This is a genomic window from Streptomyces griseorubiginosus, assembly GCF_001514195.1.
Taxonomy (GTDB): Bacteria; Actinomycetota; Actinomycetes; order Streptomycetales; family Streptomycetaceae; genus Streptomyces; species Streptomyces griseorubiginosus.
In genome coordinates, this window is the sequence record NZ_KQ948734.1 from 363,138 (window position 1) to 375,216 (window position 12,079).

Genomic DNA, 12,079 nt, shown 5'->3' on the forward strand with positions numbered 1-12,079 from the left:
AGCCGCCGGACGCCGTGGCGGCGCCTCGGGTTCACCCGTACTTCGCGGAAGCGACAACCGTCACAGTGAGGTCTCCTTGACGCCCCCCTGGTTCCCCTCGGCGCCGGCCGGTCCTTAGTCTGACTGCGTCAAGAGCATTGCGGGGCAACGTGAATCAGATGCAGGGCCTGCTCCTCGCGGGGCGTTACCGGCTCGCCGACCCGATAGGCAAGGGCGGCATGGGCCGGGTTTGGCGTGCCCACGATGAGGTGCTGCACCGGGCCGTGGCCATCAAGGAGTTGACCGCCGCGCTCTACGTCTCCGAGAGCGACCAGGCCGTCCTGCTCGCCCGCACCCGTGCCGAGGCCCGCGCGGCCGCCCGGATCAACCACTCGGCCGTCGTCACCGTGCACGACGTGCTGGACCACGACGGCCGGCCCTGGATCGTGATGGAGCTGGTCGAGGGCCGCTCGCTGGCCGACGCCGTCAAGGAGGACGGCCGGGTGGAGCCGCGCGAGGCCGCCCGGATCGGGCTGTGGGTGCTGCGGGCCCTGCGCGCCGCGCACTCCGCCGGTGTCCTGCACAGGGATGTGAAACCCGGCAACGTCCTGCTCGCCCAGGACGGCCGCGTCCTGCTCACCGACTTCGGGATCGCCCAGATCGAGGGCGACACCACGATCACCCGCACCGGCGAGGTCGTCGGCTCGGTCGACTACCTCGCCCCCGAGCGGGTCCGCGGCGCCGACCCCGGTCCCTCCGCCGACCTGTGGGCGCTCGGCGCCACGCTGTACACGGCCGTGGAGGGCCGTTCGCCGTTCCGCCGCACGACCCCGCTGGCCACCATGCAGGCCGTCGTCGACGAGTACCCCGCCGAGCCGCGCGACGCCGGTCCGCTCGCACCAGTCATCGCCGCGCTGCTGCACAAGGACCCCGCGGGACGTCCCGACGCGGCCGAGGCCGAGCAGCTGCTCGCCGAGGCGGCGGAGGGACGGCGGCCGGGTGCGGCGCAGGCGTATGTGCCGACGGGGTCGCTGCGGTACGACACGGGGAGCACGAGCGGCGGTGCCGGCACCGGAACGGGCACCCGGCCGGTGCAGACGGCCGCTGCCACGCCCCATTCCTCGACCACGCCCTATCCCTCGGGCGCCGGCACGCCCTACCCGCCGGTCACTGCCACGCCCTACCCTCCGGTCACTGCCACGTCGTACCCCCCGGTCACGGCCCCGCCCGTGCGGCGGAGGCTGCGGCGCCTGCGCACGTTCGCCCTGCTGGTCGCCTTCGCGGCGATCGTCGGCGCGAGTACCTTTGTCGCGTTGCAGCAGTTCGGTAAGGACAGCCCCACCGGCTCCGGCGCCGCCTCGCGGACTCCGAGCGCCACCCCGACCGACCAGGACGGCCAGCCAGGGGTTCCCACCGATTGGGAGCGCCACAACGACCCGGCGGGGTTCACCATTTACCTGCCCCGGGGATGGCAGCGGTCCGTCTCCATCGACCAGGACGGCCTCACACAGGTCGACTACTCGCCCGACAAGGGCAAACACCTCGTGCGCGTCGCCGTCGACACCGCCCCGGACTTCGCCACCTCGTACGAGCACATGAGCAACCTGAACGCGCAGATCTCAGGGCTGAAGAACTACAAGCAGCTGAGCCTCAGGAAGGCCCTCTTCCGCGACCTGCCCGGCGCGCGCTGGGAGTACACGTGGGATGCGCTGGCCAAGGACCCGCCGCATTACTTCGCGGCTCCGTACCATGCCATCGACGTCGGGTTCATGGAACGCGACGGCACCGAGTACGCCATCTACGCGTCTTCGCCGACCGCCGACTGGGCCACCACGCGCAAGCAGTTCGACTGGATTCTGCGGAGCTGGCAAGAGGGCGAAGTGCAGCAGTGAGAGCAGCACGACTTCGGCGGAGTTCCGTACACGGGCTCCGCCGGACAGGACCGTGGGAGCGGACCGTTTGTCCTGCGGGGGCTCAGGCCCAATCCGAGCAGGTGAGCCCGCCGACTATGTGGTCACCCTCCCAGACCGCCACGTGCACACCGACATCGCGGAGCGAACCGTCGGTGGTTGACGCGTGAGTGGTGAAGGTGAGAGTCGCGCCATTTCCACCGTATTCATGACGCCAGGGCCAATAGGTCACGTTGGGAAGGCTGTTGGTGGAGATGAGCTGAATGGCCACATGGTGGCTGTCGGCAGCGGTGTCCTTGACCCAGCCGCTGATGTCCACGTAATTGCTCGACCAATTGGTGAATGTCATGCTCCCCGTGGCACCGGTCGTGGAGCACGAGGCGCCGCCACTCGCCGCACTGGCATTGGTCACCGTGGTCGTGGCGAATATGGCCACCGCCGCGACACTCGTGACCGAAAGGCGCTTCCATGTGTTTCCCATGGGGGAACGCTATTGGGTTCCATGATGTGCAGGACAGCAAGATTCCAGACACCCGGGTTGTCGAATATCGGGCCTATGTCCTCGTGTTGTGCCACGCTTTGCATCCATTCAGAAACCGGCCTTGGCTGGAAAGGGGCGCTCTTGGACGCGAGTGAGCTCGAGTTCGGCCTGGCGCTGGACCACCTCCGGGAGGGCGATTCCCGCTTGGCCGGTCAGCGTCCCGGAAGGGGTCCGTCCGGCGCGGCATCATGGGACGCATGAGCACCCCGGGGGACGACTTCCGTGTGATCGCGAGCCGTTACCGCCTGGAGGCGAGGATCGGCCGCGGCGGCATGGGCGTGGTGTGGCGGGCTACGGATCAGCTGCTCGGCCGGCAGGTCGCCGTCAAGGAGATCCCGCTCGACGAGAGCCTCTCCGCCGAGGACGCGAGGCTCCAGCGCGACCGCACGCTGCGTGAGGCGGGTGCGGTCGCCCGGCTGCGCCACCCGCACATCATCGTGGTGCACGACGTCGTCGAGCAGGACGAACGGCCGTACATCGTCATGGAGTTGATCGACGGCGGCTCCCTCGCCGAGCGGATCTCCGCCGACGGCCCGGTCGACGCCCGTGAGGCCGCCCGGATCGGCGCCGACCTGCTGAGCGCGCTGCGCGCCGCGCACACGGCCGGGGTGCTGCACCGGGACATCAAGCCCGCCAACGTCCTCGTCGAGTCCGACACCGGCCGGGTCGTCCTCACCGACTTCGGCATCGCCCAGGTCGCCGGCGCCACCACGCTCACCGAGACCGGTTCCTTCGTCGGCTCGCCCGAGTACACCGCGCCGGAGCGGATGTCCGGGGTCAGGACCGGCCCGGAGGCCGACCTGTGGTCCCTGGGCGCGCTGCTGTGCACGGCTCTCAGCGGTGAATCGCCGTTCCGACGCGACTCGTTGGGCGGCATCCTGCACGCCGTCGTCATCGACGAGATCCGGCCGCCCGCGCAGGCCGCGCCACTGCTGCCCGTCGTACGGGGACTGCTGGAGCGCGATCCCGAGCTGCGCCTGGACGCGGTGGAGGCGGAGCGGATGCTGCGGGCGTTCCTGGAGACGGGCCGCACCCCGACGCGCCGGATGCCCGATCGCCCGTACACCCCGACCGAGCGCGACCTGCCGCTGCGGCGGTCGCAGACGCACCAGGACTCCTCGGCACGGCGGTCCCAGGAGCGGCAAGGCTCCTCCGTACGGCGGTCCCAGGAGCGGCAGGACTCGTCCGTACGGCCGTCCCCGGCGCCCTCCGCGAGCGGTGGGCCCCGGGCGGTGCGGGCCCGGTCGAGGCGGGCCGTGCTCATGGCGGCGCTGCTGGTCGCCGCGCTGGCGGGGGCGGGGGCGTCGGCGGCGGTCCTGCTGACGCACCGGGGCGGGGACGGCCGTACGACGACGAGCAGTTCGGCGCCCGGGACAGCGGTCGGCACCACCCCGCGCACACCGGCCGGCACCACCCCGCGCACCCCGGCCGGCAGCTCTCCGAAGACGCCCACGAGCCCGTCCTCCAGGCCGCCCACCGTCACGCTCCCGTCCGCCCCCTCCGGCTACCGGGTCGCCGACGACCCCGCCGGGTTCGCGCTGGCCGTGCCGGACGGGTTCACCCGTGCGCCGCAGGGGCAACGGGTCTTCTACATGTCACCGGGGGAGACCTTCCACCTCGGCATCAAGGTCGCCGACCCCCAGCCCGGCGGCCCCCTGGGTGTGATGCGCCGCGCGGCCGCCAAGGGGCCGGACACCAACCCCGGTTACCGGGACGGCCGGGTCACCTCCGTCACGCACCGCGGACACCCCGCCGCCCTCTGGGAGTTCACCTGGGACGGCTTCAGCGCGGCCGAGGGCTCCCGGCACACCTACGACCTGTGCTGGGAGGAGAACGGACGGCTGTACGACGTGTGGGTCTCGGCACCGGTCGGGAAGGTGCGGGAGGCGAAGGAGTACTTCGACGTCGCGCTGGACACCTTCACCCGGACATAGGCGGCGATAAGCCGCGCCACGGGTCACGGGTCTGTGACCGGATCGCGTTCCCTGTGGAAGCGGAGGCGCAGGGCGCGATAGGGATGAACCCATGAGCAGCAGCGGGGGAGTCGGCCACGAGTCCGACGAGACGACGAGTTACGTACTGCAACCGCCCAGGCCCGCCCCCTCGGAGCCGGGCGTGGGGCGGCTCATAGCCGGCCGCTACCGACTGCTCGCCAAGCTCGGGCACGGTGGCATGGGCACGGTGTGGCGGGCCCAGGACGAGACGGTGGACCGCGAGGTGGCCGTCAAGGAACCCCGCGTGCCGGATCACCTTCCCGAACGCGAACAGGGCAACGCCTTCGAGCGGATGCGTCGAGAGGCGCGCGCCGCGGCCCGGCTCGACCATCCGTCCGTCGTGAACGTGCATGACGTGGCGGTCGTGGACGGCCGGCCGTGGATCGTGATGGAGCTGGTGCGGGGCCGCTCACTGGGCGACGTGTTGCAGGAGGGCACCCTCGGGGCGCGGGAAGCGGCGAGAATCGGCCTCGAGGTGCTCGGCGCGCTGGAGGCCGCGCACGCGGCGGGCGTCCTGCACAGGGATGTGAAACCGGACAACGTCCTCCTAGGCCGACACGACCGGGTCGTGCTCACCGACTTCGGCATCGCGCAGATCGAGGGCGAGACCAGCCTCACCGACACCGGCGGCTTCGTCGGCTCGCCCGAGTTCATCGCCCCGGAGCGGGTGCTGGGCCAGCGCCCCGGGCCCGCCTCCGACCTCTGGTCCCTCGGTGTGGTCCTGTACGCGGCGACGGAGGGCGTCTCGCCGTTCCGCCGCAGCAACACCCCGGCCACCCTCCAGTCCGTCCTCAACGCCGTGCCCGCGCCGCCCGCCGCCGCGCCCGGTCCGCTCGCCGAGGCCATCAACGGCCTGCTCCAGAAGGACCCCGCACGCCGGCCCACCGCCGCACAGGTCAGGGCGCTCCTGGAGGCCACCGCCAACCCGCCGGCCCCGGAACCCGAGCCGATCGTGCGGACCGTGGAGGCACCGGCGGGCGGCGGCATCCGGCTGGGCCGCAGGACGCTGTTCGGGCTCGGCGCGGCGGTCCTCGCGGCCGCGGCGGTGGCCTGCCTGGTGATCGCGGACCCCTTCGCGGGACCGCTCCCGGACGGCTGGACCAAGAAGCACACCAAGGACGTCGCCGCGACGCTGGCGGTCCCCGCGGGCTACCGGCCCACCACACCCGACCGCAAGACGGACAAGGACCACTGGATCAGGTACGCCGACGAGAGCGGCGCCATCTGGATCGGCCTGCGCCTGGACCGGAAGGCCGAGGACACCGCGCATGACATCGCGGGGTCCGCGGCGGCCGAGATGTACGACGACGACAGCCGGTTCAAGGAGAGCGGCGACTACGAGCTCAGCATGTCCAAGACGTCGCGGACCCGGCCCGAGGACAGGACCTACCAGGGCGCCAAGGCCGCCGGGAACACCGTCAGGTACGACACCACCGACAGCCAGAACCCCCGCCCGCGCGAAGTCCAGATCTTCTACTACCGGACCACCGCCGGCGACATGTACAAGCTCACCGTCGGCTATCCGGGCCGGGGCGACTTCACCGCGCGGGGGCGTGAGGTGGCGAGGACGGCGATCGCCAACCTGAGCGTGGACCGGCCCTGAGCCCGCCGCTTAGACAAGGGCGGGACGCGCAAGGTACTCATGTGCCATGAGTGAAGACGGCGAACTCCCGTCCGACGGACGCCTGATCGGTGCGCGGTACCGGCTCGTCGAGCGGATCGGGGCCGGGCCGAGCGGCACGGTGTGGCGGGCTCACGACGAGCAGGACGAGCGGTACGTCGCCGTCAAGGAGCCCCGGCTGACCGGGGACCCGCGGGACGAGGAGCGGCGGCGGGCCGTGCAGCGGCTGCCGCACGAGGCGCGGGCCGCGGCCTGGGTCGACCATCCGTCGGCCGTCACCATTCACGACGTCCTCCTCGAGGACGAACTGCCGTGGATCGTCATGGAGTTGGTGGAGGGCGAGTCGCTGGAGGCCGCTCTGGCGGCGCGGGGGCCGCTGCCGGACACCGAGGCCGCGCGGATCGGGCTCGCCGTCCTCGGCGCCCTCCACACCGCGCACGGGGTCGGCATCGTCCACCGGGACCTCAAGCCCGCCAACGTCCTCCTCGAAGCGGGCAGCGGGCGGGTCGTCGTCACCGACTTCGGGATCGGCGCAGCCGCGCACGCGGGCGGCCGGGAGACGGCGGCCGATGGTCGGGAGACGGCGTCCGGTGGTCGGGCCGGTGGTCGGGAGGCGTCGGCCGGTGGTCGGGCCGGTGGTCGGGAGGCGTCGGCCGGTGGTCGGGAGGCGTCGGCCGGGGGCCGGGAGTCCTCCGCCGGATTCGTCGCCCCGGAGTGTGCGTCGGGACCGGGGGCGGGGCCCGCTTCCGACCTGTGGTCGTTGGGGGCGGTGCTCCGGGCGGCCGTGGCGGAGGCCCGGCCCGGACCGCTGGGCGCCTTGCTGGACCGACTCCTCGCCACCGAGCCCGAACAGCGGCCCCTGGCGGAGGAAGTCGCCCAGCTCCTGGCGGAGGTCGCCGGGGCGCCCGTACCGGAGTGGGCCGTGAAAACGAGCACTCCGGACTCCGGGGAGCGGGCCGCCGTGCCGCACGCCGGTGCGCACCTCGTGGCGGCCGCGACGGCGGATCCCGCCCTCCAGGGCGCCGGCGCGACCGTCACGTCGGCCGGTGCGCGCGCCTCGGCACCGGACCCGGCTTCCACGACGGGCTCCGGTCCGGACGCCACGACAGCACCCGCCGCGTCCCCCGGCGCCGACGGCCACGACCCGTCCGCCCCACCGTCGGCCGCCCCCGCTCCCGCCCCCGACCTCCAGCCGCGTCGGCTGACCGCTCTCTCCGCCTTCGGTCTGCTCCTGCAGAAAAAACCGGAGCGCGGTTGATCGTCGCCGCGGGACGTCCGTCCAACGCCCTGATCAGCGCATTCCCTGCCAGTCATCACTGGCGGCATGTGCGCACTCGGTGAACGCCTGTTACCGACGGGTACCCAAAGCGCCCCGTCCCGAATACCCTGCGCCTCATGACGGACGCGCAGGCCCCGGCCAAGACCGGCACCAACCCCCTCGCCCCCGCCCCTGAGGGCGCCCGTACCGCGGCCGACGTGGTCACCCCGGAGCTGGTCGCCCAGCTCACCAAGGGGGTCGTCGGTTCCCGCCGTACCGCGAACCACACGCCGTTCACCGGCGAGAAGCTGGCCGACCTGCCCGAGTCCACCCCCGAGGACGTACGGAAGGCCTACGAGGCGGCCCGCGCGGCGCAGCCGGTGTGGGAGCGGACCCCGGTGCGGCAGCGCGCCGCCGTCCTGCTCCGCTTCCACGACCTGGTCCTGGAGCGGCAGGCCGAGGTCCTCGACCTCATCCAGCTGGAGACCGGCAAGGCCCGTCTGCACGCCCACGAGGAGGTGCAGGCCGTCGCGGTCGCGGCCCGGCACTACGGCCGCAAGGCGCCCGCCTACCTCAGGCCCAAGCGGCACGCGGGAGCCGTGCCCACCCTCACCAAGGTCACCGAACTGCGCCACGCGCGCGGGGTCGTGGGCCAGATCGCCCCCTGGAACTACCCGCTCGAACTGTCCGTCGGGGACGCGCTCCCCGCCTTCGCCGCGGGCAACGCGGTCGTGATGAAGCCGGACACCGAGACCTGCCTGACCGCCCTGTGGGCACGGGATCTGCTGATCGAGGCCGGGCTGCCCGCCGACGTCTTCCAGGTCGTCCTCGGCGAGGGCCCCGTGGTCGGCCCCGAGGTGGTCCGGCACGCCGACTACGTCTCCTTCACCGGCTCCACCCGCACCGGCCGCGAGGTCGCCCAGGGCGCCGCCGCCCGGCTCGTCGGCGTCTCCCTCGAACTCGGCGGCAAGAACGCCATGCTGGTCCTCGAGGACGCCGACGTCGAGAAGGCCGCCGCCGGTGCCGTCCGCGCCTGCTTCTCCTCCGCGGGCCAACTCTGCATCTCCATCGAGCGGTTGTACGTCCACGAGTCGATCGCCGACGCGTTCGTCGAGCGCTTCGCCGCCCGCACCAAGGCCATGCGCCTCGGCACGTCCCTCGCCTACGGCGCCGACATGGGCTCCCTGGTGGGGGAGCGGCAGCTGGAGACCGTCACCCGGCACGTGGACGAGGCCGTCGAGAAGGGCGCCAAGCTCGTCGCCGGCGGCGTCGCCCGCCCGGACATAGGCCCGTACTTCTACGAGCCGACCATCCTCGACGGCGTCACCGAGCCGATGGCCGTGTGCGCCGAGGAGACCTTCGGCCCGGTCGTCTCCATCTACCGTTTCAAGAGCGAGGACGAGGCGATCGAGCTCGCCAACTCCACGCCGTACGGCCTGAATTCGTCGGTGTGGACGAAGGACGGCAAGCGGGGCCGCGAGGTCGCCTCCCGGGTGCGCGCCGGCACGGTCAACGTCAACGAGGGCTACGCCTCCGCCTACGGCAGCGTCCAGTCCCCGATGGGCGGCATGAAGGACTCCGGCCTCGGCCGCCGGCACGGCTCCGAGGGCATCCTCAAGTACACCGAGGCCCAGACGATCGCCCAGCAGCGGCTCCTGCCGATGGCGCCCTCGCTGGGCATGGACGACGAGAAGTACGCCCAGTTCATGAGCCGCAGCCTGCGGCTGATGAAGGCGTTCCGGTTCAAGTAGGAACGCCCGTTCCAGACGACGTTCTCAACGAGGAGAGCACGTGCCCCAGGACACCTACGACTACGACGTCATCGTCGTCGGCTCCGGCTTCGGCGGCAGCGTCACCGCGCTGCGCCTCACCGAGAAGGGCTACCGCGTAGGCGTCCTGGAAGCCGGCCGCCGGTTCACCCGCGAGACCCTCCCCAAGAACTCCTGGGACCTGAAGAACTACCTCTGGGCCCCCAAGCTCGGCCTGTACGGCATCCAGCGCATCCACCTGCTCGGCAACGTCATGGTTCTCGCGGGCGCCGGCGTCGGCGGCGGCTCGCTGAACTACGCCAACACTCTCTACGTCCCCCCGAAGCCCTTCTTCGAGGACCCCCAGTGGCGTGACATCACCGACTGGCAGGAGGAGTTGGAGCCGTACTACGACCAGGCCCGCCGCATGCTCGGCGTCCGGCTCAACCCGACGATGACCCCCTCCGACGTCCATCTCAAGGCGGCCGCCGAGCGGATGGGCGTCGGCGACACCTTCCACATGGCCCCGGTCGGCGTCTTCTTCGGCGACGGCGAGGACGCGGAGGGCAAGAGCAAGGCGGCTCCCGGCGAGCAGGTCGCGGACCCCTACTTCGGCGGGGCCGGCCCCTCCCGCAGGGCCTGCACCGAGTGCGGCGAGTGCATGACCGGCTGCCGGCACGGCGCCAAGAACACGCTCAACGAGAACTACCTCCACCTCGCCGAGAAGGCCGGCGCGGTCGTCCACCCGCTCACCACCGTCGTCTCGGTCACCGACGACTCCCAGGGCGGCTACGCGGTGGCGACCCTGCCCACCGACGACCGCCGCAGGTCCTCGCGGGGCCGCACCTTCAAGGCCCGCCAGGTCGTCATCGCCGCCGGCACCTACGGCACCCAGACCCTGCTCCACCGCATGAAGGCAGGCGGCCAACTGCCGTACATCTCGGAGAAGTTGGGCGAACTCACCCGCACCAACTCCGAGGCCCTGGTGGGCGCCCAGACCGACAACCGCCGCTACCGCAAGGCCACCGGCGCCGCCAAGGTCGACTTCACCCGGGGCGTCGCCATCACGTCCTCCATCCACCCGGACGAGAACACCCACATCGAGCCGGTCCGCTACGGCAAGGGCTCCAACTCGATGGGCGGCCTGTCGATCCTCCAAGTGCCGTACGCGGAGGGCTCGTCGAGGGTGGCGGCCTGGCTGGCGAACGCCGCCCGGCACCCCCTCCTGGTCCTGCGCTCCCTCTCCAACCGCCGCTGGTCGGAGCGGACCATCATCGGCCTGGTCATGCAGTCGCTGGACAACTCCCTGACGACGTACCTGAAACCGGACGGCGTCGGCAAGGGCCTGCTCACTGCCCGCCAGGGCCACGGCGCCCCCAACCCCAAGCAGATCAGGGCCGCTTCACAGGCCGCGTCCGCCGTCGCCGCCGACATCAACGGCTTCGCCGGCTCCAACGTCGGCGAGCTCATGGGCACCCCGCTCACCGCCCACTTCCTCGGCGGCTGCCCCATCGGCTCCTCCCGCGAGACCGGTGTCATCGACCCGTACCACCGGCTCTACGGCCACCCCGGGATCTCGGTCGTCGACGGCGCCGCGGTCTCCGCGAACCTCGGCGTGAACCCCTCGCTGACCATCACCGCACAGGCCGAGCGCGCGATGTCGTACTGGCCCAACAAGGGCGAGCCGGATCCTCGTCCGGCCCAGGGCGAGGCGTACGAGCGCCTCCACCCCGTCGAGCCCAGGTCCCCGGCGGTCCCGGCGGAGGCCTTCGGCGCGCTGAGGCTGCCGTTCCTGGGGATACCGACGGTGCCGAAGAAGCCGTAGAGCCGGAAAGAATCAGTCGAGCCGTAAGGGCCGGTAGAGCCGGAAAGGCCCGGTAGAGCCGGAAAGCCCAAAGAGAAGGACCTGCGCCCCCCTCCGAGCGCAGGTCCTTCTCTTTTTCTTGCGTCAAGCTGTGTTTACGGCGTGTGCGGCCCTACGACTCAGGCGTGGGCGCCGTTCACGCCCTTGCGCCGCTTCATCGCGAAGACGACACCGGTACCGGCGACCACGGCGAACCCGCCGACGAGGCCGATGACCGGAAGGGCCGAGCTGGAACCGGTCTCGGCGAGCTGACCGTCCACGTCGACGCCGTTGACGTCCTTGATGGCGCTCTTGCCGCCGGTCTGCGGCTTGGCGTCGCCCGGCTTGCCCGCGTCGGAGCCGGCCGGCAGCACCTCGAAGTAGTAGATGCCGTAGTTGTCGTCCTGGGAGACCCAGCAGCCCTGGTCGTCGGAGTACTCGGCCAGGCCGATGGCGATACCGATCGCGCTCGGGACCTCACGGTCGACCTTCACCCGCAGCTGGTAGCTGACCGAGTCGCCGCCGTCCAGGTCGAAGGAGTTGAAGGAGCCGCCCTCGCCGAACTGCGTGGCCACGTCGACCCAGGAGCCGCCCTGCTTCACCTGGACGGTGACCAGGTCGCTGTAGTCCTCGTCGAAGTTCCAGTCGACCGCGCCGACGGCGACGATCGGCTGGATGTCCTTGATGGTGTCGTCACCGGAGTTGCTGACGTTGAACTTGAAGTTCTTCCAGCCGCTGCCCGCCACGATGGACTCGGGCAGACCGGTCAGCGAGCTGTGCAGCACGTCGCTGTCCTCGATGATCGGGCTGTCCTCGTCGACCTCGCACGCGTCGCCCGGCTTGCCGCTCTCGCTCGGCGACGGGCTGCTGGTCGCGGAGGCCGAGCCGGTGGGGCTCGTCGAGGGGCTGCTGCTGGCGGTCGCCGAGCCGGACGCGCCCGTGGTCGGGGTTCCGGTGGCGGTGGTGGTGGTCGTCGGGTCCGCCGGGGTCGTGGCCGGGTCCGCCGGGGTGCTCGTGGCGTCGGCCGGGGTGGAGTCGGCGGCGGGTGTGCTCTCGGTCGTGGTCGGCGTGGGGGTCCCGTCCGCGTACGCGCTCGGCGCGGCGAACAGCGCCAGCGGCGCTATCGCGGCGGTCGCGGCCGCGGCGGCAAGTGCACGACGAAGCTTCATGAAGACCTCGGGAGTC

Annotated in this window: 8 protein-coding genes; 6 read left to right on the forward strand and 2 right to left on the reverse strand. The window is 71.8% G+C overall.

Going from position 1 to position 12,079, the window contains the following annotated elements:
* Positions 1-158: 158 nt before the first annotated feature.
* Positions 159-1,871, forward strand: a complete 1,713-nt coding sequence (locus AQJ54_RS01720; protein ID WP_062023479.1) for a serine/threonine-protein kinase — start codon at positions 159-161, stop codon at positions 1,869-1,871.
* 82 nt (positions 1,872-1,953) lie between these two features.
* On the opposite strand, the gene AQJ54_RS01725 is transcribed toward AQJ54_RS01720, so the two are convergent.
* On the reverse strand, positions 1,954-2,370 hold the full coding sequence (locus AQJ54_RS01725) for a hypothetical protein (RefSeq protein ID WP_132835242.1): 417 nt from the start codon (positions 2,368-2,370) through the stop codon (positions 1,954-1,956).
* Positions 2,371-2,627: 257 nt separating this feature from the next.
* On the opposite strand from AQJ54_RS01725, the gene AQJ54_RS01730 reads away from it, so the two are divergent.
* The 5 genes from AQJ54_RS01730 (at position 2,628) to AQJ54_RS01750 (ending at position 10,876) form a co-directional block, all read left to right on the forward strand.
* Positions 2,628-4,364 carry a serine/threonine-protein kinase gene (locus AQJ54_RS01730; RefSeq protein ID WP_062233124.1) on the forward strand — a complete coding sequence of 579 codons (1,737 nt, stop codon included), beginning with the start codon at positions 2,628-2,630 and terminating at the stop codon, positions 4,362-4,364.
* Positions 4,365-4,455: 91 nt separating this feature from the next.
* Positions 4,456-6,027: a serine/threonine-protein kinase gene (locus AQJ54_RS01735; RefSeq protein WP_062233127.1), complete on the forward strand. Its 1,572-nt coding sequence runs from the start codon at positions 4,456-4,458 to the stop codon at positions 6,025-6,027.
* Positions 6,028-6,073: 46 nt separating this feature from the next.
* The gene (locus AQJ54_RS01740) at positions 6,074-7,303 is read left to right on the forward strand and encodes a serine/threonine-protein kinase (protein WP_062233130.1); all 1,230 of its coding nucleotides are present in this window, start codon (positions 6,074-6,076) and stop codon (positions 7,301-7,303) included.
* 137 nt (positions 7,304-7,440) lie between these two features.
* Entirely contained in the window at positions 7,441-9,054 is a 1,614-nt protein-coding gene (locus AQJ54_RS01745) for a succinic semialdehyde dehydrogenase (protein WP_030317184.1), read from the forward strand.
* A 40-nt stretch (positions 9,055-9,094) separates the two neighbouring features.
* Positions 9,095-10,876 carry a GMC family oxidoreductase N-terminal domain-containing protein gene (locus AQJ54_RS01750; RefSeq protein ID WP_062233133.1) on the forward strand — a complete coding sequence of 594 codons (1,782 nt, stop codon included), beginning with the start codon at positions 9,095-9,097 and terminating at the stop codon, positions 10,874-10,876.
* 158 nt (positions 10,877-11,034) lie between these two features.
* On the opposite strand, the gene AQJ54_RS01755 is transcribed toward AQJ54_RS01750, so the two are convergent.
* Positions 11,035-12,063, reverse strand: a complete 1,029-nt coding sequence (locus AQJ54_RS01755) for an LPXTG cell wall anchor domain-containing protein (RefSeq protein ID WP_062023490.1) — start codon at positions 12,061-12,063, stop codon at positions 11,035-11,037.
* Between the last annotated feature and the right edge of the window lie 16 nt (positions 12,064-12,079).